This is a genomic window from Streptomyces sp. NPDC005784, from assembly GCF_042871525.1.
Taxonomy (GTDB): Bacteria; Actinomycetota; Actinomycetes; order Streptomycetales; family Streptomycetaceae; genus Streptomyces.
Genome location: NZ_JBIAIQ010000032.1, coordinates 1 through 24,587 on the forward strand (window position 1 = coordinate 1; position 24,587 = coordinate 24,587).

A 24,587-nucleotide genomic window follows, 5' to 3' on the forward strand; every position below is an offset into this window, starting at 1 on the left:
ACCAGGACCTCGTAGAAGACGGCGCGTTTGAACCACTCGGGATCGCGGTCCTTGGCCGGGGTGTCCTCGAACGTGTCCGGGACGGGCTCATTGACGATCATGTGGTGGGTGACCCTCCGATCTGCGGTGAGGACGGTCGCAGGACGGTGAGGATGTGCGCGGGCCGGGTTCCCGGCTCCAGGCGCACATAGTTGGTCCTGCCCCAGGTGTAGGTCTCGCCGGTGAGCTCATCGCGCACCGGCACGGACTCGTGCCATTCCAGGCCGAGTTGCGGCATGTCCAACGAGATCGTGGCCTCCTGGGTGTGGTGGGGGTCGAGGTTGACCACCACCACAACCGTGTTCGAACCTCGCGCGTCCGTGACGGACTTGGAGTAGGCGATCACCGCCTCCTGGTCGGCGTGGTGGAAGTGCAGATCACGCAGCCGGCGCAGCGCGGGACTGCGCCGCCTGATCGCGTTGAGCTCGCTCACCAGCGGCGCGATGCTCCGGCCGTCCCGCTCCGCCGACTCCCAGTCCCGTGGGCGAAGTTGGTACTTCTCGGAGTGCAGGTACTCCTCGCCGCCCGCGCGCAGCGGGGCGTTCTCGCAGAGTTCGAAGCCGCTGTAGATGCCCCAGGTGGGGGACAGGGTGGCGGCGAGGACGGCGCGGAGCTCGAAGGCGGGCCGGCCGCCGTGCTGGAGGAACTCGTGGAGGATGTCGGGGGTGTTGACGAAGAAGTTGGGCCGCATGCAGGCGGCCGAGTCACCGGACAGCTCGGTGAGGTACTCCGTCAGCTCCTGCTTGGTGTTGCGCCAGGTGAAGTAGGTGTACGACTGCTGGAAGCCGACCGCCGCCAGCGTCCGCATCATCGCCGGGCGGGTGAAGGCCTCGGCGAGGAAGATGACGTCGGGGTCGGTTCCGTTGATGTCCGCGATCACCTGCTCCCAGAAGACCACCGGTTTGGTGTGCGGGTTGTCGACGCGGAAGATCCGTACGCCGTGGTCCATCCAGAAGCGCAGTACCCGTACGGTCTCGCGGACCAGGCCCGGCATGTCCTGGTCGAAGGCGATCGGGTAGATGTCCTGGTACTTCTTCGGAGGGTTCTCCGCGTAGGCGATCGTGCCGTCCGGGCGGTGGTGGAACCACTCCGGATGCTTCTCCACCCACGGGTGGTCCGGGGAGCACTGGAGCGCGAAGTCGAGCGCGATCTCCAGGTCGAGGGACGCGGCCCGGCGCACGAAGGCGTCGAAGTCGTCGATGGTGCCCAGGTCCGGGTGGATCGCGTCGTGGCCCCCCTCGGGGGAACCGATGGCCCAGGGCACGCCGACGTCCTGCGGTGTCGCCGACAGACTGTTGTCGGGGCCCTTGCGGAAGGTCGTACCGATCGGATGGATGGGCGGGAGGTAGACGACGTCGAAGCCCATCTCCGCGATCGCGGGCAGGCGTTCGGCGGCCGTACGGAACGTGCCGTGCACCGGCGGATCCAGCGGTCCGCCCCGACCGCTCCGACCGCTCTCCGAGCGCGGGAAGAACTCGTACCAGGAACCGAACAGCGCCCGCTCCCGCTCCACGAGGAGCGGCAACGGCTCGGAGGAGGTCACCAGGTCGCGCAGCGGATGGCGGGCCAGCACCTCGTCCACCTCGGGGGTGAGGGCGGCGGCGAGGCGGGAGGCGACGGGACGGCCGGTGTCGCGCAGCGCGTCGACGGCCCCGAGCAGCGTGTCCCTGCGGCTCTTGCCCTTGGGCCCCTTCGGCAGGGCGGCGACCGCCCGCTCGTACAGCAGGGCGCCCTCCTCCAGCACCAGTTCCGTGTCCATCCCGGCCGGGATCTTGATCCCCGCGTGATGCCGCCAGGTGGTGACCGGATCCCCCCACGCCTCCACCGTGTACGTCCAGCGGCCCTCCGCGTCGGCGCTCACCCCGGCACCCCAGCGGTCGGTGCCGGGGGCCAGCTCTCGCATGGGCGTCCAGGGGCCGGGGCGGCCGTCCGGATCGCGCAGGACGACATTCGCGGCGACCGCGTCATGGCCTTCGCGGAAGACCGTGGCCGAGACCTCGAACTCCTCGTCCACCACCGCCTTCGCGGGACGGCGCCCGTGCTGCACGACCGGGTGGACGTCGAGGACGGGGATGCGCCCGACGGCCGTCGCCGGGGTGACGGCGGGAGCGAGGGGGGCATCGGGGGTGCGGGTGGCGGGGACGGCGGCCTTGCCCGCCCTGGCGGCGGCTTTGCCGGTGCTGGGCGCGGCCTTGCCCGCCTTAGGAACGGCCTTGCCCGTCTTGGCGGCGGACTTGGCCGTCCTGGACCCGGGCTTGGCCCCGCTGGGCCGGGACCCGGCCGGCTTCGACTTGGGCGCGGAGCCGCGGGGAGCGGACGCGTCCGTGGCGGAGGTGACGGGAGCGGAGGTGCCCGGAGCGGAGGTGTCCGGGGCGGACGTGACGGCGACGGAGGCACCGGCGGCACCGGCGGCAGGCTCACCGGCGACGGAGGAACCGGCGGCAGGCGTACCGGCGGCGGACGTATCAGCGGCAGGCGTACCGGTGGCGGACGTACCGGCGACGGGGGTGTCGGTGCCCGGGGCGGCGGAGCCGGCGGTCGTGGAGCGTGCCGTGGAGTCGGCCGGGCCGGGGGTGGCCGGGCTGCTGCCGCCGGGGGCGGCCGACGGTTTCTCAGGTGTACGGGGACGGGCTTCGGCCTTGCGTGTTCGGGGTGTCTCGGGGGTGGTCGTCGGGGGTGGCGACGTGTGGTGCGTGGCGGGCATGACCGCTCCTGTCCGCGTCAACGTGGGTGGGCGGATGAGGGTGTGGGGAGGTGGGGCCTGCGGGTGTACCGGAGGAGCCTTCCCACCCTATGCGGGTGAGCATTCCGGCACTTTGTTAACTACTCACGCGTATGTCTACACACAAGACCGGCCTCGTCCCTGGCAGGCGAGGCCGGTGCGGTGTGGCCGAATCACCCTGGTTGTACCAGCGTCCCACCAGGGTCAGCCGACTTGCAGGAGCCTGTTCGGTGAACCCGGGCCGACACCCGACACCTTTCCCGGGACCGCCCGCTTCACCAGCGCCTTCACCACCTGGGCCGGTGCGGCCCTCTGATGGTCCGCCAGATACAGCGCGGCCGCGCCAGCGGCGTGCGGGCTCGCCATCGACGTACCCGAGTACGTCGCCCTGCCCGAATCGCTGGTGTACGAATCCGACGTGATGTCCACCCCCGGCGCGAACAGGTCGAGGGACGATCCGGTGTTCGAGAAGCTCGCCCGCGCGTCGCTCCGGTCGCTCGCGCCCACCGTGAGCGCCTGCGCGACCCGGGCCGGGGAGTAGAGCGAGGCCGGCAGCCCGGAGTTGCCCGCCGCGACCGTGTAGGTCACGCCGGAGGCGATGGAGTTGCGGACGGCCGCGTCCAATTGGGCGTTGGCGTACCCGCCGAGACTGAGATTGGCCACGGCCGGCTTCCTCGCGTGCCGGGTGACCCAGTCGATGCCCGCGATGACCTGGGCGGTGGAGCCGGCCCCCTTGTCGTCGAGGACGCGCACGGCGACGACCCTGGCCTTCTTGGCGACGCCGTACCCGGTTCCGGCGACGGTTCCGGCGACATGGGTGCCGTGGCCGTTGCCGTCCTGCGCCGTCCCGTCGTTGTCGACGAAGTCCCAGCCGTAGCTCGCCCGGCCCCCGAAGTCTTTGTGCGTGATGCGGATGCCGGTGTCGATGACGTATACGGTCACCCCCGAACCCGCCGATCCGGGTGCCGCGTACCGCTTGTCCAGCGGCCGGCTCGGCTGGTCGATCCGGTCCAGGCCCCACGAGGGCGGGTTCCCCTGGACGCGGTCGAGCGTCACCCGGGTGTCCTGGACGACCGAGGCCACGCGCGGGTCCGCTGCGAGCCGCCGGGCCCGTCTCTCGTCGACCCGCACGGCGAAGCCGTTGAGAGCCGTGCCGTAGGTGTGGCTGATTCTCGCTCCGTACCGCTCGGCGATGCCCGCGCCGGCCGACGACGGAGCCCGCGTACCCCCTTTGAGCGTCACGATGTAGCTCCCGCTGACGGAGCCGGGTTCCCCCGCTCCGAGTATCTGCCCCTCCGGGGCCGCCTGCGCGGGCGGGGCGATGGCCGAAAGCACCGCGGCCGTCGTGACCGCGGTGAGACCCACCGCCCAGCGCAGACGCCACTTGCTCGTCCGTGCCATGACTTGAGTTCCCCTCCTCAACTCGACGTACCGAGGCCGGAGCCGACCGTTCTGGGCAGGGCCCGGCCGTACGTCACCCGGTGAGCCTCTCGTGCGGTGCGAAGCACCACAAGGCCGCCCATGAGGGCGGAATCGGCCATGCCGTCCACGGGGTGTCCGTGAAGGTTGCGTCGATTTCTCGCCGACGTCACACGCTTGGCCCCATCCGGGGTCGTGCCGCGATGCGCCGTGTCGCGAAGGCACCCTCGCCGCTAACGTCGTGGGTGACGAAGGCCGCACAACGCCGTGCGTCCCTCTGCCGCGTACGTCCTGTGTGAAGGTGGAACTCGTGAAGGCGATCCGCAGATTCACCGTCCGACCCGTTCTCCCCGAAGCCCTTCACCCGCTCAGTGACCTGGCCCGCAACCTCCGCTGGTCCTGGCATGCCGAGACCCGCGACCTCTTCCAGTCCGTCGACCCCGAGCGCTGGGCCGCGTGCGGCGGCGACCCCGTACGACTGCTCGGCAGCGTGTCGGCCGGCCGGCTCGCGGAGCTCACGGACGACAGCCGCTTCCTGCGCCGTCTCGCCGCGGTCTCCGACGACCTGCGCGAGTACGTGACCGGCGACCGCTGGTACCAGACGCAGACCTCCGACCTGCCCGCCGCCATCGCCTACTTCTCGCCCGAGTTCGGCATCACCGCCGCGCTGCCGCAGTACTCCGGGGGCCTCGGCATCCTCGCGGGCGACCATCTCAAGGCCGCCAGCGACCTCGGCGCCCCGCTGATCGGCGTTGGCCTGCTCTACCGGCACGGCTACTTCCGCCAGTCCCTGTCCCGCGAGGGCTGGCAGCAGGAGCACTATCCGGTCCTCGACCCCAACGAACTGCCCGTCGTGCCCCTGAGCGAGGACGACGGCACGCCCGCCCAGGTCTCCCTCGCCCTGCCCGGCGGCCGCGCGCTGCGCGCCCGGATCTGGCTCGCCCAGGTCGGCCGCGTCCCGCTGCTCATGCTCGACTCCGACGTCGAGGAGAACGACCTCGGCGAACGCGGGGTCACCGACCGGCTGTACGGCGGCGGCAGCGAACACCGTCTGCTGCAGGAGATGCTGCTCGGTATAGGAGGGGTGCGGGCGGTCCGGACGTACTGCCGGCTGACCGGGCACCCGCAGCCCGAGGTGTTCCACACGAACGAGGGGCACGCGGGGTTCCTCGGTCTGGAGCGGATCGCCGAACTCGCCGACGAGGGGCTGGACTTCGCGTCCGCCCTGGAGGCGGTCAGGGCCGGCACGGTCTTCACCACCCACACCCCGGTGCCCGCCGGCATCGACCGCTTCGACCGTGAGGTGGTCGCCCGCCACTTCGGCGCCGACGCCGAGCTCCCGCGCATCGATGTGGAGCGCATCCTCGCCCTCGGCATGGAGACCTATCCCGGAGGTGAGCCGAACCTCTTCAACATGGCCGTGATGGGCCTGCGCCTCGGCCAGCGGGCGAACGGGGTCTCGCTGCTGCACGGCCAGGTCAGCCGGGAGATGTTCTCCGGGCTCTGGCCGGGCTTCGACCCCGAGGAGGTGCCGATCACCTCGGTCACCAACGGCGTCCACGCGCCGACCTGGGTGGCGCCCGAGGTCTTCCGCCTGGGCGCCCGGCAGATCGGCGCGCAGCGCACCGAGGACGCGCTGACCGTCGGCGGCTCGGACCGGTGGGACGCGGTGGCCGAGATCGCCGACCAGGAGATCTGGGACCTGCGCAGGGTGCTGCGGGAACAACTGGTGCTGGAGGTACGGGACCGGCTCCGGGCGTCCTGGCGTCAGCGCGGCGCCGGCACGGCCGAACTCGGCTGGATCGACGGAGTGCTGGACCCCGACGTCCTCACCATCGGCTTCGCGCGCCGGGTCCCCTCGTACAAACGGCTGACTCTCATGCTGCGCGACCGCGACCGGCTCATGGACCTGCTGCTGCACGCCGAGCGGCCGGTCCAGATCGTCGTGGCGGGCAAGGCGCACCCCGCGGACGACGGCGGGAAGCGGCTGATCCAGGAGCTGGTCAAGTTCGCGGACGACCCCCGGGTGCGCCACCGGATCGTCTTCCTGCCCGACTACGGCATGGCGATGGCGCAGAAGCTCTACCCGGGCTGCGACATCTGGCTCAACAACCCGCTGCGCCCGCTGGAGGCGTGCGGCACGAGCGGGATGAAGGCGGCGCTCAACGGCTGCCTCAACCTCTCCGTCCTGGACGGCTGGTGGGACGAGTGGTTCCAGCCCGACTTCGGCTGGGCGATCCCGACCGCGGACGGCACCGCGACCGACGACGACCGCCGGGACGAGCTGGAGGCCGGGGCCCTGTACGACCTCCTGGAACAGCGGGTGGCCCCGCGCTTCTACGAGCGCGGCCAGGCGGGTCTGCCGGACCGCTGGATCGAGATGGTCCGCCGGACGCTGACCCACCTCGGTCCGAAGGTCCTGGCGGGCCGGATGGTGCGCGAGTACGTGGAGCGCCTGTACGCCCCGGCGGCCCAGGCCCACCGTTCCCTCACCGCCGGGACGGCCCGCGAACTGGCCGCCTGGAAGGCCCGGGTCCGCGCCGCCTGGCCGCGGATCACCGTCGACCATGTCGAGGCGTCCTCGGCCACCACGACCCCCGAACTCGGCACCACCCTGTCGCTGCGCGTCCGCGTCGGCCTCGGCGACCTCGCCCCCGACGACGTGGAGGTCCAGGCGGTCGCGGGCCGCGTCGACACGGACGACCGCATCGCGGACGCGGTCTGCGTCCCGCTGAAACCGACCGGCGGCCCCGACCTGGAGGGCCGCTGGGTGTACGAGGGCCCGCTGTCCCTCGACCGCACGGGCTCCTTCGGCTACACGGTCCGCATTCTGCCGGCCCACCGCCTGCTGGCCTCCGGCGCGGAGCTGGGACTGGTGGCGGTGCCTTCGGAGGAGATGGGGGAGGGGGCGGGCGTGCTGATGCGGTGAGGCGCGGGGGCGCGACCGCCGGAGGGCGAGCCACGCGTCGTGGCTCGCCCTCAGCGTTGGCGCCGTCGGCCTCCGCAATGTCTCTCCGGCCCGGCGTTCGCGGGCGGGTTCAGCTGTCGAGCCCCGCGCACAGCCGCCGCATCACCTTCCCGCACCGCTGGGCGTAGGCGTGCTGGAGGCCTCGGACCGCGGCGCCGCCCGCACGGGCGTACCACTTGGCCGCGCGGCTGAAGGCCGTGATCGTCAGCCAGACGGTGCCGTCGCCGGTACGGGAGACGATGAAGGCTTCCTCGCCGCACTCGGGATGGCCGGAAAGCGTTCCGTAGGCCCAGGCGGTGCGCCGGTATTCCTCGGCGGTCCAGACGACGCGGCAGGGGGCCTTGATCGGGCCGAGACCGACCGTGACGGCGACGCCCGGCGCCGCCTTGTCGGCGTCGGAGACCATGGCGAATCCCATGGCGCGGTGGAGCTCCCAGGTCATCAGGGCCTCGGAGGCCCGTCGGAAGACGGCCTCGCCCTCGCCGATCCGGAAGCGGACATGCAGTCGGTGGAAGCCCGGGGGGCAGCGGTCCTCGCGGGTCGCGCCCACGTCCTCGTACGTGTAGGGCATGGGGGCAAGAGTAAGGCGGCACCCGGCACGGTTCTGTGCCGGGTGCCGCCTCAGTTCGATTACGTTCGTACTAGCTGACGTTGACCGCGGTCCAGGCCGCCGCCACCGCGTTGTACTGGGTGCTGCCGGAGCCGTACAGCGCGGCCGCCGCCGAGAGGGTGCCCGTGCGGGCGGACTTGTAGTTGGTGGTGGACGTGAAGTACGTAGTCAGCGCCTTGTACCAGATCTGCAGCGCCGCGGCCCGGCCGATGCCGGTGACCGTCGAGCCGCTGTAGGTCGGGGAGTTGTAGCTGACTCCGTTGATCGTCTTCGCGCCGCTGCCCTCCGAGAGGAGGTAGAAGAAGTGGTTCGCGACGCCGGACGAGTAGTGCACGTCCAGGTTGCCGACGCTGGAGGACCAGTAGTTGGCGGAGCCGCCGTCCTTGCTGGGCTGGTCCATGTAGCGCAGCGGGGTGCCGTCACCGTTGATGTTGATCTTCTCGCCGATGAGGTAGTCGCCCACGTCGGAGGAGTTCGCCGCGTAGAACTCGACACCGGTGCCGAAGATGTCGGAGGTCGCCTCGTTGAGACCGCCGGACTCGCCCGAGTAGTTCAGGCCCGCGGTGTTGGCGGTGACGCCGTGGCTCATCTCGTGGCCGGCCACGTCCAGCGAGGTCAGCGGGTGCGTGTTGCTGGTGCCGTCGCCGTACGTCATGCAGAAGCAGCTGTCGTCCCAGAACGCGTTGACGTACGCGCTGCCGTAGTGGACGCGCGAGTACGCTCCGACGCCGTTGTTCTTGATGCCGCTGCGGCCGAAGGTGTTCTTGTAGAAGTCCCACGTCTCCTGCGCGCCGTACGCGGCGTCGGCGGCCGCGGTCTGGTCGGTGGTGGAGCTGGAGGCCGTGCCGGTGCCCCAGACGTCGTCCGCGTCGGTGAACAGCGTGCCCGCGGAGGAGCTCGTGGTGTGCGACTTGTTGTACGTCTTGTGGCTGCCGCGGGTGCTGTCGGTGAGGCTGTACGTCGAGCCCGACAGGGTCGTGTTGAGGGTGACCGTGCCCGAGTACAGGGTCTTGCCGGTGCCGGTCTCGATGCCCTGGTAGTCGTAGAGCTTCTTGCCGGTGGCCGCGTCGGTGATGACGTGAAGTTCGTTGGGGGTGCCGTCGTCCTGGAGGCCGCCGATGACGGTCTCGTAGGCGAGGGTCGGCTTGCCGGTGGCGGCCCAGATCACCTTGCGGGGGGCCTGGTCGGCGGCGGTCTTGGCCGAGCCCGCGGCCTGGGCGGCGGTGAGCGCCTGCTTCTCGGCCTTGGCGGTCGTGACCAGCGGCTTGAGCGAGGCGACCTTGATGGACGTCTTGGTCGCCTTCGTCACGCCTTCGGTCTTGCCGGCCTTGGACTCGTGGACGACGAGGTCGCCACCGAGGACCGGAAGTCCGTTGTACGTGCGCTCGTAGCGGGTGTGGACGGTGCCGTCGGCGTCCTTGACGACATCTCTGACGACCAGCTTCTCCTTGGCGCCGAGGCCTATCTGCCGGGCCGTCTCCGCCGTGGCGGCGTCGGCCTTCTTGATGAGCGCGGTGCGCGCGGAGTTGGACAGCAGGACCTGCGAACCGGCGAGGGGGGTGGTTTTGCCGGCGGGGAGTGCCGCGGTCTGGGCGGCGGCACCGGTGGTCAGACCGGTGGCGAGCAGGGTTCCGGCCGCGACAGCGGTGGCGATGGCCAGAGTGGTGCGCTTGTGACGCGCGTAGAGGGGGGTCACGCAAGCTCCTTCTTGTGGGGGCGTCCGAACGGCGTGGGGTGGCCGGACGGACGGTTGTGAAGTTGCGGTGCGGGTGAGCCGTGCCGGGTGAAGCGTGCCACCCCGGGCGCGTACATGTCAGGAGCCCATAAGGACCTTGGCTGAAAATCGTCGATCAGGTGAACAATTGGATTCCCGGATGCCGGGCCGGTCGCCGCCAAGAGCGGGTCAACGCAAACCCCGTCCAGGGCAAAAGAGGGCGCCGTCCCGGGGAGTTGAACCTCCGGGACGGCGCCCTGGCATCCTGTCCGTGTACCGACTTCCGCCGCGGTCCACGCGGAGGTCGGCCGCGGTCTACGGGAAGGTCAGCTTCCAGCTGTTGATGTAGCCGGTGTCCTGGGCCGCCTGGTCCTGGACCTTGAGTTTCCAGGTGCCGTTGGCGACTTCGGAGGACGCGTTGACCGTGTAGGTCGCATTGACGTTGTCCGCCGAGTCGGACGAGCTGAAGTTCTTCAGGCGGTACGTCGACCCGTCGGGGGCGACCAGATCGATCACCAGGTCACCGCGCCAGGTGTGCACGATGTCCACGGCGACCGCGAGGTTCGACGGGGCGTTGCCGGTGCGGCCGGTGACCGTGATCGACGAGGTGACCGCGGCACCGTTGTCCGGAATCGATACGTCGGCCGTGTTCTCGAACGACGTGCCGCCACCGCCGCCACCGCCCGGACGTGAACCGACGTTCACGGCCGCCCAGGCGTTCTGCACGGCCGTGTACTCGGCGCTCGTCGTGCCGTACAGCTCACCCGCCGCCGCGAGCGAGCCGGTGCGGGCCGACGCGTAGTTGGTGGTCGAGGTGAACTTGGTGGTGAGCGCGCGGTACCAGATCTGCAGCGCCTTGTCGCGGCCGATGCCGGTGACCGGAAGCCCGTCCGAGGTGGGCGAGTTGTAGCTGACGCCGTTGATGACCTTGGCGCCGCTGCCCTCGCTCAGCAGGTAGAAGAAGTGGTTGGCGACGCCCGACGAGTAGTGCACGTCGAGGTTGCCGACGCCGGAGTACCAACTGTCCGCGGAGCCGCCGTCCTTGCTCGGCTTGTCCATGTAACGCAGCGGTGTGCCGTCGCCGTTGATGTCGATCTTCTCGCCGATGAGGTAGTCGCCCACGTCGGTCGAGTTGTTGGCGTAGAACTCCACGCCGGTGCCGAAGATGTCGGAGGTCGCCTCGTTCAGACCGCCGGACTCGCCCGAGTAGTTCAGACCCGCGGTGTTGGAGGTGACACCGTGGCTCATCTCGTGGCCGGCCACGTCCAGCGCCGTCAGCGGGTCGTTGTTCCCGGACCCGTCGCCGTACGTCATGCAGAAGCAGCTGTCGTCCCAGAACGCGTTGACGTACGCGTTGCCGTAGTGGACGCGCGAGTACGCTCCGACGCCGTTGTTCTTGATGCCGCTGCGGCCGAAGGTGTTCTTGTAGAAGTCCCACGTCTCCGCGGCGCCGTAGTGCGCGTCGGCACCGGCCGTCGCGGCGTTGGACGTGGTGCCGTTGCCCCAGGTGTCGCTGGTCTGAGAGAACAGCGTGCCGGTGCCCGACGTCCCGTGGTTCAGGTTGTACGTCTTGTGGGCACCGCGCGCACCGTCGTTCAGCGTGAAGTTGGAGCCCGACTGCGTGGTCGTCAGGGTCACCTGGCCGCTGTACTGGGTGTTGCCGATGCCGGTCTCGATGCCCTGGTACTCGTAGAGCTTCTTCCCGGTGGCGGCGTCGGTGATGACGTGCAGCTCGTTGGGCGTGCCGTCGTCCTGGAGGCCGCCGACGACCGTCTCGTAGGCGAGGGTCGGCCTGCCGCTTCCCGCCCAGATCACCTTGCGGGGCGCGCGGTCGGCTGCGGTGCTCTTCGAACCGGCGGCCTTGGCGGCGGACAGGGCCTGCTTCTCCGCCGTGCCGGCGGCGACCGTGGGCTTGAGGGTGGCGACCTTGAGGGACGCCTTGGTCGCCTTGTAGACGTGCCCGGTCTTCCCGGACTTGGAGGTGTCGACGACCAGATCGCCGCCGAGGACCGGCAGCCCCTGGTACGTCCGCTCGTAGCGGGTGTGGACGGTGCCGTCGTGGTCCTTGATGACGTCACGGGCGACGAGGCTCTCGCCGGCGCCGAGACCCAGGTCCTTGGCGGTCGTGGCCTTGGCGGCGTCGGCGTCGCGTATCAGCTCGGCGCGCTGTGAGGCGGTGAGCTTCATGGCGACGGCGCCCGGGTTGATCCTGCCCGCCCGGGGAGCCTGCTCCGGGGCGGCGCTCGCGGCGCCCGACTGGACGGCCGCTGCCAGCAGGGCGGAGACGCCGACGAGGGCGACTCCGGCGACACGGCGCTTGGTGATGTGGGAGGTGCGTCTGTGGGGAGAACTGCTGCTCAACACTGACTCCTTCTGCATGGCCGCGGGTCGCGCGGCCAGGGGAGACCGGACGATGGATGACCCGTCCGGGCAGAACTGGGCGTTACGCGGAACCAGGTGCATGGGGTCGTACGGCACAACACAGCGGACTTAGCTGTGAGGTTGCTGTGAAGTAGCCGAGGGAAGAGTGGCAGGAGATAACCCTTTCTGTCAGGACCGCGTCACCAAAATGGCCTGAAACGGTTCGTTGTCCGGTTAGTCATGTTCGATATACGGACTGTCCTTCGGGTGTTCGCCTGGGCGTGAACCAGACAGAAGGACGGGGAGACGGGCCGCTTCGACGCACCCGGCGCGAGGCGCCGCCCGCTGGCGGGTACCGCCAGATGACCGGCCCGCCGGCCGCAACGGAATGAAGCCCAGACCCTTTCGGGCGCGTTCCGGCACGTCCGCTCGCCCGCGTCCGTCGCCTGCGGTTTGAGTGATCCCGACATTCCGGCCGGTTCCCCGCGCCTCCAGCTGCGCGAGGCCGTGCGATCCGGACACGTATCCCGCAGGAGGTTTGGTGAGAAGGTCACATTGGTGTGCGAGCCTCGCGGCTCTGGGAGGTCTGACCGGCTCCCTGGCGCTCGGCGCTTCCGTCCCGTCCGCGGCGTCCGCGCCTCCGGACGACAGCCGTACGAGCGGCGTCGTGCATGCCCTGTCCGCCACCCCGGTCCCGAAGCCGGCCGCCGGGCACGTGAAGCCGGCGGACCAGCACGTGAAGCCGGCGGAGGAGCACGGCGGGTACGACCGGCCGCGGGTGTGCAACGGGCTCGTGCCGGATCCCATCCCGCCGAGGCTGGAGCGCCTCTACTTCTGCGGAGACTGGCGGCTGGGCCCGCGGCGCCTGCCGACCAGGGGCACGCTGGGGCGCATCCTCGACGGGTACGACCGGCTCGGCGGCCTCAGCGCCGTGACGTTCCTCCACAAGTGGTGGGACACCACCGCCGACTCGGGCCAGGGCGACTGGCGTTACCCACCGGACGACGGCTTCACCCACCGGAACCAGACGGTGCTCGCCACTCCCCTGGTGCTCCACGCCGGCCTGAAGCTCGACCGCATCGGCGGCGAGGCGGGCCGCTTCCTCGCCCCGGCGGGCACCAAGTACGGGAAGCGTGTCATCCCGCCGTCGAGCCTCGACACCATGGACCCGCGCTACCCGTACAACTACCACGCCTACCGGCTGGCCAAGGACGTGACGGTCTGCGCGGGCCGGACCGCCCCCGGGTTCGAGCAGCCCGGCCTCGGCACCCAGTACGTGACGTCGAGCAAGTTCTGCCCGGACATCCCCCGCACCACGGTGGGGGACCTCGTGAGCAATGGCACGCTGGTGCGGATCGGCAACTGACCGCCCCCTCCCACGGTGGCGCGCAACCCCGCGCGGAAGCCGGCCCCGGCTGTGACCGGGCCCGGCTTCCCGCCCCGGCGGAAGGCTGACGGCATGGACCGGTTCGCGTTGTGCCGGGCCCTCGAAGCGGCCGGGGTTCCCGCCGCGTCCTACGAGATCGCGGACTGCCCCGGCGGCCATCGCGCGGCCGACCGCTACTTCCTCGAAGGACACGACGGGGAGTGGACCGTGGGAGTCCACGAGCGGGGGACGCACCAGGTCTTCGAGCGGTTCGCCGACGAGGACGAGGCCTGTCGGTGGATCCACGACCGGCTCACCGCCGAGTCGTCCGCGCCGGAACCCGCCCCCGAAGCGCCGGCCGATCCGGGGCGCGACCCCGAGGCCCTGCAACGGCAGGCCGACGAGGAACTCGAACAGGCCCTCACCGAGCTGCGCGGCCGAGCGCGCGAGGAGCCCGGCGAGGGGCCCTGAGCGGAGCCCAGGGAGGGGCCCGCGTGCCTCTCACACCGTGACGACGACCTTCGCCCGGGCGTGCTCCACTTCCAGATAGCGGATGGCCTCCGGGACCTCGCCCAGGGATGCGTACGTCCGGTCGATGACCGGGGTGATCTTCCCGGAATCGACGAGTTCCCGCAGGGTCGCGAGGTTCTCCCCGCGCTGCTTCGCGGTCAAGGTGAGGATCCGCTGGCCGACGAAGCGCGACAGTGCCGGTCCCCGCAGGATGAGCCCCATCGGCCCGAAGAGACTGCCGCCCTCGGACACCCCGCCGCCGGACAGCACGAGTGTTCCCTCGGGTGTCAGCGCGCGCCGGAACGCGGTCAGGGAGCGATTGCCCACCAGGTCGAACACGACGTCGTAGCGCTGCCCCTCGCGGGTGAAGTCCACCGTGGCGTAGTCGATGACGCGGTCCGCGCCGAGCGACCGCACCAGGTCCGCGTTCCGCGCGCTGCACACGCCGGTCACCTCCGCGCCGTACGCCTTGGCGATCTGCACGGCGAAGGTGCCGACACCGCCCGAAGCGCCGTTGACGAGCACCCGCAGCCCCGGCCGCAGCGGTGCCACGTCGCGCAGCCCCATGAGGGCGGTGTTCCCGGCCAGCGGCAGCGCGGCGGCCTGCTCGAAGGTCAGACCCGCCGGCTTCTTCTCCACCACGTCGTCCGGGGCGCACACGTACTCGGCGAACGCCCCGTCGGCCTCACCGAACACCTCGTCCCCGGGACGCAGCCGCTTCACGTCGGCGCCCACCGCCTCCACCAGCCCCGCGAAGTCCCGCCCCCGGATCCGCTGCCTGGGCCGGCGCGCGCCGAAGGTCAGCCGGGCCAGATAGGGATCGCCGCGCATGAGGTGCCAGTCGTAGGCGTTGAGGGAGACCGCCTTCACCCGCACGAGCACCTGGTTTCCCGTCGGCACCGGTTTGTCGAACTCCCTCAGTTCCAGTTCGTCGGGAGAGCCGTACCGGTCCTGGGCGATCGCTTTCATCGGAACTCCGTAAAGCACTCATGGGGTGCGGAAACTGATCGGTCGGCCGAGGGATCGCCGCTGCTTGCGAGGCTAGCCGGGCACCGGCTTCACGGGAATCGGGGAGAGGCCCTAGGGGACAACCGGAGGGACGCCGGCGACGGTGGCCCGCCGTGCCCGCCGCGGCCCGTTCAGCCGTCGGCGGGACCTCGCTCCCCGTGCCATGAGTGCCACAGCGCCGCGTAGGGGCCCTCGGCCGCCACCAGTTCGTCGTGCGTGCCGAGTTCGGTCAGCCGGCCGTCCTCCATCACCGCCACCCGGTCGGCGTCGTGGGCGGTGTGCAGCCGGTGGGCGATGGCGATGACGGTCCGGCCCTCGAGGACGGCGGCCAGCGCGCGCTCCGTGTGCCGCGCGGTCGTCGGGTCGAGGAGCGCCGTGGCCTCGTCGAGGATCAGGGTGTGCGGGTCGGCGAGCACCACCCGGGCCAGCGCCAGCTGCTGGGCCCGTGAGCCGTCGACGCGCAGGGCCTCGGGACCCAGCTCGGTGTCCAGCCCGTCCGGGAGCTCCCCGGCCCAGTCGTCGGCGCCGACCGCCGCGAGCGCCGCCCACAACTCGGCGTCGCCGGCGGCCGGTTCGGCGATGAGCAGGTTGTCGCGGACCGTGCCGAGGAACACATGGTGCTCCTGGGTGACGAGGACGACGTGCCGGCGCAGCTGCTCGGGGTCGAGGGCGACGACCGGCACCCGCCCGACCGTCACCGTCCCGCTCCCCGGCGCGTCGACGCCCGCCAGCAGTCTGCTCAGCGTGGTCTTCCCGGCGCCGGAGGGGCCCACGACGGCCAGTCGCTCCCCGGGCCGCACGGTCAGGTCGACCCCGCGCAGCACCTCGCCGCCGCGGTCGTACGCGTACCGCACACCGGTGACGTCGATCCGGTCGTCCACCGGTACGGGCGAGTCGGCCGGGACGGCGCGCGGCGCCCCGGCGAGACCCTCCACGCGGGCGAACGAGGCGCCGCTGCTCTGCAGTTGCTCGACCTGGTTCAGGATCTGGTCGAGCGGGTCGGCCAGCCGGTGCAGATACAGCGTCGCGGCGACCACGGTGCCGAGGCTCAGCGTGCCCCGGGCGTGCAGCGCGCCGCCCACCAGGAGGACGGCGACGACCGGCACGACGTACGAGATGTCCACCGCCGGGAAGAACACGCTGCGCAGGAACAGCGTCCGCATCCGCGTCACCCGGGAGACCTCCAGCGCGTCCCGGCTCGCCCGGATCCGGCGTCCACGCAGCCCGAACGCCTCCACCGTGCGGGCGCCGGACGCGGTGGCTGCGAGGATTTCGGCGACGTCCGAGGTGGCGGCGCCCTGCGCGAGATAGGCGGCGCGCGCCCGGCGCAGATACCAGCGCAGCGCGAACGCGATGCCGGCCAGGCCGAGCACCCCGCAGGCGCCGAGCAGCGGGTCGATGACGAAGACGGCGACCAGGACGAACAGCGCCTGCGCGCCGGAGATCAGGAGTTGGGGTACCGCGTCGCGCAGTGTGTTGCCGACCACGGTGACGTCGGCGGTGCCGCGCGCCGTCAGATCGCCGGTGCCCGCCCGCTCCACGACCGACGCGGGCAACGTCAGCGTCCGCTCCACGAACTCCTCCCGCACCCGCGCGAGGGTCCGCTCCCCGAACCGGTACCCCACGTACCGGGCCCAGCGTGCCAGCAGCAGCTGGGCCAGCGCGGACACGAGGATGACGAGCGCCGGCCCGTCCACCACCTCCACACCGCCGCCGCTCCGTACGTCGTCGATCATCCGCCCGAGCAGCCAGGGGCCGACCAGACCGGCCGCTGCGGCCAGCGCGTTGAGAGCGAGCACGGCGGCGAACATCCGCCCGTCCGCCCGGATCAGCCGTACCGCCGCCCGCCGCACGTCGGCGCGCCCCGCGACCGGCAGATGGACACTCACAGCACGACCTCCTCGTCCACGCCCGGCTTCGGGCCACCCGCGTCTCTTTCCGCGCCCGTCTCCGTATCCCCGTCCGGCTCCATGTCGCGGGCCACCAGGGTCCGGTATCCCGGCTCCGTCCTGAGGAGTTCGCGGTGGGTGCCGGTGGCCGCGGTCTTGCCGTCGACCAGGAAGCAGACGGTGTCCGCGCGGTCCAGCACGAGCGGCGACGTGCTGGTCACGACAGTCGTACGGCCCGAACGCGCGGCGCGCAGCCGGATCGCGAGAGCCGCCTCGGTGTGGGCGTCGAGCGCCGAGGTCGGTTCGAGGGCGAGCAGCACCTCCGGGTCGGCGAGGAGCGCGCGCACGAGCCGCACCCGCTGACGCTGCCCGCCGGACAGGCTCCGGCCCTGAGCGTCGACGGCGGAGTCGAGACCGCCCGGCAGGCCGAGCACGATGTCGTCGGCGACGGCCGTGTGCACGGCCGTGGCGATGGTCTCCTCGGCGGGGTCCCGGCGTCCCCGGACCAGTTCGCGCAGGGTGCCCGCGAACAGGTCGGCCTCGTGGTCGGCGACCAGGATCCGTTCGCGTACCTGGGGCAGCGCGACCTCGTCGAGCCGTACGTCGCCCCAGGTCACGTCCGACGCCGCGTACCGGCCGAGCCGGTCGACCACGGCCTCGGACTCCGCGGGGCGGGCCCCGGCCAGCGCGGTCAGCTTCCCCGGGACCACCCGCACCCCGGACTCCGGATCGTGCAGCACGGCCGGGGACCCCGGGGCGTCCAGCGCGCCCGGGGGAGAGGCGACGGGCTCCAGGGACAGGAACCGTACGACGCGCCGGGCCGCGACCACGGCCCGGGAGAGTTCGTAGGCGCAGTCGATGAAGAAGTACACCGGCAGGACGAGCACCGCGACATAGCCGTACACGGAGACCAACTCGCCGATGCTGATGGCGCCTTGAGCTGCCAGCCGGGCCGCCATCCAGGTCACCGCGGCCAGGAAGACGGACGGCAGCCCCATGCCCAGCGCCTGGATCCAGCTCGTCACCGAGCCGACCCGGTAACCCTGTTCCCGCAGCTTCTGCGAGTCACGGCGGAACGCGTCAGCGAACAGCCCTTTGCCGCCGAGCCCGTTCAGGACGCGCAGCCCGCCCGCGAGATCGCCGATGCGTGCCGTCAGTACGGACTGCCGTTCGCGGTACCCCGTCTCGGTCCCCTGGAGCCGGCTCATCAACGGCCCGACGAGGACGGCCATCAGCGGCACCCCGAGCAGGATCACCGCGGACAGTTGCACCGAGACCGGCAGCAGCAGGGCGGCCACCACGGCGTAGGTGACGACCGCGGCGAGACCGGGCCCGACGACGGTCAGCGACGTGCTGATCGTGTCCACGTCGCGGACGCCGACCGTGACGATCTCCCCCGTGCCGATCTGCCGCGAGAGTGCGGCGCCGAGCCGGGCCGCGTGCTCGACCACGAGCTTGATCGTACGGAAGTTGGCGTCCATCCGGACCTGGGTCATCGTGCGGTGCCGTACGACGCCCAGACCGGCGTTGATCACCCCGGCACCCAGTACGGCGGCCGTCCAGCCGGCCAGCGCCACCCCGTCGCCCGGCTCCAGACCGTCGTCGATCGCCCGGGACAGCAGATACGGCGTCAGCGCCATGAGCCCCATCCACACGCTCGCGATCACCGCGCCGGTGACCGACCGGCCCGCCTGCCGGGTGACCAGCCACCACAGGAAACGCCAGCCGCCCCGCCGGTCCGGTGTCCCCGGATCCGCGTACGTGTCGATCATCGGCCTTCTTCGCCCCTCTGTCCGTCGGTTCGCCCGTCCACGGCGCCCGTCCACCGCGCCTGTCCACCACTAAACGAGGCTGTCGCGCCATGCCCGGTGCAGATCTGCGAACCGGCCGGTGCCCGCGACCAGTTCGGCGGGTGTGCCGTCCTCGACGACTCGCCCTTGCTCCATCACCAGCACCCGGTCGGCGATCGCCACCGTCGACAGCCGGTGCGCGATCACCACCGCCGTACGGCCCCGCAGGACCGTCGACATGGCGCGCTGCACGGCCCGTTCACCCGGCACGTCCAGGGAGCTGGTCGCCTCGTCGAGGATCAGGACGGCCGGGTCGGCGAGCAAGGCCCGTGCGAAGGCGACGAGTTGGCGCTGGCCCGCGGAGATACGGCCGCCGCGCTTGCGTACGTCGGTGTCGTAGCCGTCGGGCAGGGCGCTGATGAAGCCGTGCGCGCCGATCGCCTTCGCGGCCTGCTCGATGTCCTCGCGGGACGCCTCGGGGCGGCCGATCGCGATGTTCTCGGCGACCGTGCCGGAGAACAGAAACGCCTCCTGGGTCACCATCACCACCCCGCGCCGCAGTTCGGGCACCGACAGCTCGCGCAGATCGACGCCGTCGAGCAGGACCCGTCCGTCGGAGGGGTCGTAGAACCGGGCCAGGAGCTTGGCCAGCGTCGACTTGCCGGCGCCGGTCGAGCCGACCACGGCCACCGTCTGTCCGGCGGGCAGCGTGAGCGAGAAGGAGGGCAGAACCTCCCCACCCGTGCGGTAGGCGAAGCGGACCTCGTCGAACACGACCTCGCGGCCCGGGTGTTCGGAGGCGAGCGCAGGCAACTGCCGCGGTACGGAAGGCTCCGGCACGGACGGCGTCTGGGCCAGCAGACCGGCGATCTTCTCCAGCGAGGCCGCCGCGGACTGGTAGGAGTTCAGGAACATGCCGAGGCGGTCGATCGGGTCGTACAGCCGGCGCAGATAGAGGACCGCCGCGGCGAGCACACCGAGTGCCAGCGAACCCGACGCCACCCGGTGGGCGCCCCACAGCACGATGCCCGCGACCGCCGTGTTGGCGACGAGCCGGGAGCCGACGACATAGCGGGCCATCTCCAGCAGGGCGTCGCCGTTCGTCTTCTCGTGCCGCCGGTTGAGCACCCCGAACTCGGCCTCGTTGGCGGCCTCCCGGCGGAACGCGCGCACCGGCCGGATGCCGTTCATCGTCTCCGCGAACTTCACGATCACCGCGGCGATCGTCGTCGAGCGGACGGCGAAGATCCGGCCCGCCCGGCGCTGGTAGCGCCGGATGAGCAGATACAGCGGCACGAAGGAGACCACCGCGACCGCGCCCAGCCCGACGTCCAGCCAGAGCAGCATCGCCGAGATGTAGACGAAGGACAGGACGACCGTGACGAGTTCCTGGAGACCCTCGCTGAGCAGTTCGCGCAGCGACTCGACATCCGTGGTGGAGCGGGAGATCAGCCGGCCCGAGGTGTAGCGCTCGTGGAAGTCGACGCTGAGCGCCTGGGCGTGCCGGAAGATCCGGCCGCGCAGATCGAGCAGCACGTCCTGGTTGACCCGGGCCGAGGCGATGATGAAGGCGTACTGGAGCAGGCCGGAGGCCGCCGAGCACAGCAGGTAGGCGGCACCGACGGCGATCAGCGGCCCGTGGTCGTCCTGCCGGAACGCCGGAACGGCGCGGTCGATGGCGTACGCCACCAGCAGCGGGCCCGCCTGCACCGCGGCCTGCTGGAGCAGCAGCAGGACGGTGGTCACGGCCACCCGGGCCCTGAGCGGGGCGAGCAGCGAGCGCAGCAGTGTCGCGGTCGCGTCCGGGGGAGTGGGAAGGGTGTCGCGGTCGAAGGGGTCCTGGTACGGCTCGGGTTCCGGGGCTGCCCGGCCCTTCCGCCGCCCGCTGTTCCGTTCGGCGTTCCGTCCGCCGTCCTGTCCCGGGTTCCGTCCGTCGTCCCGCTCGTTGTGTCCGGTGTTCCGTCCGCCGTCCCGTCCAGCGTTGCGGTCCTCGCCCGGTCCGTCGGTCGGTCCCTTGTCCGGTTCCTCGTTGGGTTCCTTGTCCGGCGCGGTGGTCCTGGGCGCCGCCGTCATCGGCCGTCCTCCTCTGCACCCGACATCAGGTGGGCGTATTCGGCATGCGTGCGCAGCAGTTCGTGGTGGGTGCCGACCGCCGTGACCCGGCCGCCGGAGAGCAGGGCGACCCGGTCGGCCAGCAGGACCGTGGACGGGCGGTGCGCCACGATCAGCGCGGTCGTCTCCGCCAGCACCCGGCGCAGGGCGGCCTCGACCGCCGCCTCCGTGTGCACGTCCAGCGCCGACAGCGGGTCGTCGAGCACCAGGAAGCGGGGCCGTCCGACCACCGCGCGGGCCAGCGCGAGCCGCTGGCGCTGGCCGCCGGAAAGGCTGAGACCCTGCTCGCCGACCTGCGTCGCCGTGCCCTGGGGCAGCGCGTGCGCGAAGTCGGCCTGTGCGACGGCGAGGGCACGGTCCAGCTCCGCCCGGCCCGCGCTCTCCGCGGCGCCCATCAGGACGTTCTCCCCGACGGTGGCCGAGAAGAGGGTGGGTTCCTCGAAGGCGACGGCGACGAGTTCGCGCAGCTCCTCGCGGGGCATCTCGGTGATGTCCCGGCCGTCCAGGGTGATCCGGCCGGACGTCACCTCGTGGAGGCGGGGGACGAGCGCGGTGAGGGTGGTCTTGCCGGTGCCGGTGGCGCCGACGAGGGCCATGCTCTCGCCGGGGCGGACATGCAGGTCGATGTCGGCCAGCACGGGTGGCGCGTCCGCGGGCGCGTCGGGATACCGGAACTCGACACCGTGGAACCGCAGTCCACCGTCGACCCTGGCTCCGGCCCCGGTTGCGGTGTTGGTCCCGGCCCTGGCTCCAGTCCCGGTTCCGGTGCTGGTCCCGGTCCTGGCTCCGGCCCCGGTCCCGGTCCCGGCTTCGACCCCCGCTCCGGTCTCGGTTCCGGTCTCGGCTCCGGTGTCGGCTCCGACCCCCGCTCCGGTCTCGGTTCCGGTCCCGGCTCCGGTCTCGGCCCCGGTCCTGGCTTCGACTTCGGCCCCCGCCCCCGCCGCGCGAGAACCCCGCCCGGCCGTCCCGCCGTCACCCTGTCCGGCGGTTCTGCCGTCATCGCGGGCGGCGGTGGCGTGGGCTTCCCGCGCCTCGGCCGATCCGGCACCCCGCGCGGCTGCCGCGTCGGCGGTGGGCACCGCGCCCGCGGCCGTCGCCCGCGCCGGGCCCGTCGTACGGACGGCCGCGGCGGCCGGTACCCGCGCCGAACCCGGAGCGGGCCCGGTCACGGTCGCCGGAGCGGGTAGGCCCGCCTTGGCCGGCGCGGACGTGACGTCCGACTCCGGCGTCGCGTGCATGACCTCGAAGTACCGCTCCGTGGCCGTCCCGGCCTCCTGGCTCATCGCGAGGAGGAAGCCGATGGAGTCGACGGGCCAGCGCAGGGCGAGCGCGGTCGACAGGAACGCGACCAGCGTGCCCGCGGAGAGACGGCCGTCGGCGACCTGGACCGTGCCGAGCACGAGCGCGGCGCCGATGGCGAATTCGGGCAGCGTGACGATGACGCCCCAGATGGCGGCGAGCAGCCGGGCCTTGACCAGCTCCGTGCCGCGCAGCGTCCGGGACAGCTCACGGAACGCGCGTGCCTGGCTGCGATGGCGTCCGAACCCCTTGATGATCCGGATGCCGAGCACACTCTCCTCGACCACCGTCGTGAGGTCGCCGACCTGGTCCTGCGCCCGCCGCGCCACCTCCGCGTAGCGCCGCTCGAAGAGCCAGCAGACGATCATGACCGGGACGGCCGGGGCGAGGAGCACCAGCCCGAGGGTCCATTCCTGGGCCAGCATGATGGCGATGCCCGCGGTGATCGTCACGGTGTTCACCAGCAGGAAGGTCAGCGGGAACGCCAGGAACATGCGGACCAGCATCAGATCGGTGGTCGCCCGGGACAGCAGCTGACCCGAGGCCCAGCGGTCGTGGAAGGCGACCGGCAGACGCTGCAGATGCCGGTACAGATCGGCTCGCATCGCCGCCTCGACCCCGGCCAGCGGACGTGCCACCAGCCATCGGCGCAGCCCGAACAGAACGGCCTCGGCGATGCCGAGCAGCAGCAGATACAGCGCCCCGAGCCAGACACCCGCCGGATCGTGCCCGGTGATTGGACCGTCCACCATCCACTTCAGGATCAGCGGGAACACGAGCGCGAGACAGGACGCGACCACCGCGACGAACGCGGCGCAGAACAGCCGCGCCCGCACCGGGCGTACATACGGCCACAGGCGCAGCAGACTGCGAACGGTCGAACGGTCGGGGTTGCCGAGGGCGGCGGCATCTGGTGTGGGCATCACGTGCGAGCCTACGTTTCACCACTGACAGTGCCCACCGAGTTTTCGGCGCACCCGAACTCGTTCGAAGGGCCCGGCGGCCCGCGCGGGACCACCGCCGGGGCGGGCGTTCGAGGAGTCGTACCGCCGCGTCAACCGATCGGCTGATGCCGGTTCGAGCGCGATGGCCGATGTGCCGGCTCGGGCCCCGCTGGGACTCTCGGACCATGTCAGTCATCGAAGTGAGCGGACTGCGCAAGTCCTACGGCGGCCGGGCCGTCGTCGACGGTGTCTCCTTCACCGTCGAGGAGGGCGAGATCTTCGGGATCCTCGGCCCGAACGGCGCCGGCAAGACCACCACCGTCGAATGCGTCGAGGGGCTGCGGGTCCCCGACGCGGGCCGCGTCCGGGTCGCCGGGCTCGACCCCTTCACCGACCACCGGGCCACCAGCCGCGTCCTCGGCGCCCAGCTCCAGCAGAGCGAACTCCAGGCGAAACTCACTGTGCGCGAGGCACTGGAGCTGTACGCCGCCTTCTACCCGGCCCCGGCCGACTGGCGCCCGCTGGCCGAACGCCTCGGCCTGACCGACCGGCTCGGCACCGGCTTCGGGAAGCTCTCCGGCGGCCAGCGGCAGCGCCTGTTCATCGCACTCGCGCTCATCGGAGACCCGCGCGTGGTAGTGCTCGACGAGCTGACCACCGGGCTCGACCCGCGGGCCCGCCGGGACACCTGGGAGCTCATCGAGGACATCCGCGCCCAGGGCGTCACGGTCCTCCTGGTCACGCATTTCATGGAGGAGGCGCAGCGGCTGTGCGACCGGATCGCGGTCATCGACAAGGGTCGCGTGGCCGCCCTGGACACCCCGGCCGGTCTGATCCGCCGCTCCACGGGCTCGACCGTCATCAGCTTCACGCCCTCGGCGCCGCTGGACGAGGGTGACCTGGCCGGGCTCCCCGCGCTCGCGTCCGTCGAGCACAAGGACGGTCGTATCACGCTGTCCGGCACCGACGAGACCGTCAACGCCGTCGTCACCCTGCTCGCCCGGCACCTCGTCACCGCCCACCAGTTGCGCGTCACCGACGCCACGCTCGACGACGCGTTCCTCGACCTCACCAAGGAGGAAGCGGTATGAACGCCTCCGTTCTGCGCACCGAGTTCCGGCTGTTCCGACGCGAACCCGGTGCTGTCTTCTGGGTCTTCCTGTTCCCGACCCTGCTCCTGGTGATTCTCGGTTCGATCCCGTCGTTCCGGGACGCCGACGAGTCCCTGGGCGGGCTGCGTCCGGTCGATGCGTATGTGCCCGTCGCCGTGCTGATCGCCCTGATCATGTCCGGGGTGCAGACACTGCCCCAGGCGCTGACCGGATACCGGGAGCGCGGCATCCTGCGCCGGATGCGGCTCACCCCCGTGCGGCCCTCGGCTCTGCTGTCCGCGCAGATGGCAGTGCAGGGCACGGTCGCGCTGGGCTCGGCGCTGCTCGCGCTCGCCGTCGGCCGCCTCGCCTTCGACGTGCGACTGCCCGGACAACCGGCCGGGTATCTGCTGGCGTTGCTGCTCGCGGTCGCGGCGGCCCTGGCCCTCGGCTCGGTCGTCTCGGCGCTGTCCCGCACCACGAAGATCGCGAGCGCGATCGGTTCGGCGGTGTTCTTCCCGATGATGTTCTGCGCGGGCGTGTGGATCCCGGTGCGGGCGATGCCGCACGCGCTGGCCCGTGTGGTCCAGCTGACCCCGTTCGGTGCGGCGGCCCGCGCCCTGGACCAGGCCGCCGCCGGGCACTGGCTCGGCTGGGACCACCTGGGCGTGCTGGCGGCCTGGGCGATATTGCTGACGGTGGGCGCGGCACGCTGGTTCCGTTGGGAGTGAGTCGACGGTGCCGG

The 24,587-nt window shown here is 71.6% G+C and carries 15 protein-coding genes; 5 read left to right on the plus strand and 10 right to left on the minus strand.

Annotation, left to right across the window (positions count from 1 at the left end; genetic code table 11):
* Positions 1-97: 97 nt before the first annotated feature.
* Together ACFYR3_RS34515 and ACFYR3_RS34520 are read right to left on the minus strand one after the other, a co-directional pair.
* Positions 98-2,743 carry a maltotransferase domain-containing protein gene (locus tag ACFYR3_RS34515; RefSeq protein WP_389285860.1) on the minus strand — a complete coding sequence of 882 codons (2,646 nt, stop codon included), beginning with the start codon at positions 2,741-2,743 and terminating at the stop codon, positions 98-100.
* Positions 2,744-2,965: 222 nt separating this feature from the next.
* Positions 2,966-4,162, minus strand: a complete 1,197-nt coding sequence (locus ACFYR3_RS34520; protein WP_355852463.1) for a S8 family peptidase — start codon at positions 4,160-4,162, stop codon at positions 2,966-2,968.
* Positions 4,163-4,490: 328 nt separating this feature from the next.
* On the opposite strand from ACFYR3_RS34520, the gene ACFYR3_RS34525 reads away from it, so the two are divergent.
* Positions 4,491-7,109, plus strand: coding sequence for a glycosyltransferase family 1 protein (locus ACFYR3_RS34525; RefSeq protein WP_356784243.1), 2,619 nt, complete (start codon positions 4,491-4,493; stop codon positions 7,107-7,109).
* A 109-nt stretch (positions 7,110-7,218) separates the two neighbouring features.
* Here ACFYR3_RS34525 and ACFYR3_RS34530 read toward each other — a convergent pair whose 3' ends face one another.
* The 3 genes from ACFYR3_RS34530 to ACFYR3_RS34540 all read right to left on the minus strand — a co-directional run bounded on the left by ACFYR3_RS34530 (position 7,219) and on the right by ACFYR3_RS34540 (position 11,833).
* Positions 7,219-7,719, minus strand: a complete 501-nt coding sequence (locus tag ACFYR3_RS34530) for a DUF1990 domain-containing protein (RefSeq protein WP_355852457.1) — start codon at positions 7,717-7,719, stop codon at positions 7,219-7,221.
* A gap of 70 nt (positions 7,720-7,789) precedes the next feature.
* On the minus strand, positions 7,790-9,454 hold the full coding sequence (locus tag ACFYR3_RS34535) for a M4 family metallopeptidase (RefSeq protein ID WP_389285863.1): 1,665 nt from the start codon (positions 9,452-9,454) through the stop codon (positions 7,790-7,792).
* A gap of 333 nt (positions 9,455-9,787) precedes the next feature.
* Complete coding sequence (locus ACFYR3_RS34540) at positions 9,788-11,833, minus strand: M4 family metallopeptidase (RefSeq protein WP_355852451.1); 2,046 nt, start codon at positions 11,831-11,833, stop codon at positions 9,788-9,790.
* Positions 11,834-12,374: 541 nt separating this feature from the next.
* On the opposite strand from ACFYR3_RS34540, the gene ACFYR3_RS34545 reads away from it, so the two are divergent.
* Positions 12,375-13,199, plus strand: coding sequence for a TNT domain-containing protein (locus ACFYR3_RS34545; RefSeq protein WP_355852448.1), 825 nt, complete (start codon positions 12,375-12,377; stop codon positions 13,197-13,199).
* A gap of 93 nt (positions 13,200-13,292) precedes the next feature.
* Positions 13,293-13,670 carry a hypothetical protein gene (locus tag ACFYR3_RS34550; RefSeq protein WP_356784242.1) on the plus strand — a complete coding sequence of 126 codons (378 nt, stop codon included), beginning with the start codon at positions 13,293-13,295 and terminating at the stop codon, positions 13,668-13,670.
* Between the two features lie 30 nt (positions 13,671-13,700).
* Here ACFYR3_RS34550 and ACFYR3_RS34555 read toward each other — a convergent pair whose 3' ends face one another.
* From ACFYR3_RS34555 to ACFYR3_RS34575, 5 genes are all read right to left on the minus strand, one after another.
* Positions 13,701-14,678, minus strand: a complete 978-nt coding sequence (locus tag ACFYR3_RS34555) for an NAD(P)-dependent alcohol dehydrogenase (RefSeq protein ID WP_355852442.1) — start codon at positions 14,676-14,678, stop codon at positions 13,701-13,703.
* Between the two features lie 170 nt (positions 14,679-14,848).
* Positions 14,849-16,606 (minus strand): ABC transporter ATP-binding protein, encoded by a 1,758-nt coding sequence (locus ACFYR3_RS34560; protein ID WP_355852440.1) that lies wholly within the window; start codon positions 16,604-16,606, stop codon positions 14,849-14,851.
* Complete coding sequence (locus tag ACFYR3_RS34565) at positions 16,603-18,378, minus strand: ABC transporter transmembrane domain-containing protein (RefSeq protein WP_389285866.1); 1,776 nt, start codon at positions 18,376-18,378, stop codon at positions 16,603-16,605. The genes ACFYR3_RS34560 and ACFYR3_RS34565 overlap by 4 nt, the downstream gene beginning before the upstream one ends.
* A gap of 69 nt (positions 18,379-18,447) precedes the next feature.
* Complete coding sequence (locus tag ACFYR3_RS34570) at positions 18,448-20,469, minus strand: ABC transporter ATP-binding protein (protein WP_355852434.1); 2,022 nt, start codon at positions 20,467-20,469, stop codon at positions 18,448-18,450.
* Positions 20,466-22,730, minus strand: coding sequence for an ABC transporter ATP-binding protein (locus ACFYR3_RS34575; RefSeq protein WP_389285868.1), 2,265 nt, complete (start codon positions 22,728-22,730; stop codon positions 20,466-20,468). Before ACFYR3_RS34575 ends, ACFYR3_RS34570 begins: the two co-directional genes overlap by 4 nt.
* A 206-nt stretch (positions 22,731-22,936) precedes the next feature.
* Between ACFYR3_RS34575 and ACFYR3_RS34580 the strand changes: the two genes are divergently transcribed.
* Together ACFYR3_RS34580 and ACFYR3_RS34585 are read left to right on the plus strand one after the other, a co-directional pair.
* A complete protein-coding gene (locus ACFYR3_RS34580) occupies positions 22,937-23,842 on the plus strand; it encodes an ABC transporter ATP-binding protein (RefSeq protein WP_355852428.1) in 906 nt (301 codons plus the stop codon).
* A complete protein-coding gene (locus tag ACFYR3_RS34585; protein ID WP_355852425.1) occupies positions 23,839-24,573 on the plus strand; it encodes an ABC transporter permease in 735 nt (244 codons plus the stop codon). Before ACFYR3_RS34580 ends, ACFYR3_RS34585 begins: the two co-directional genes overlap by 4 nt.
* The last annotated feature ends 14 nt before the right edge of the window (positions 24,574-24,587 follow it).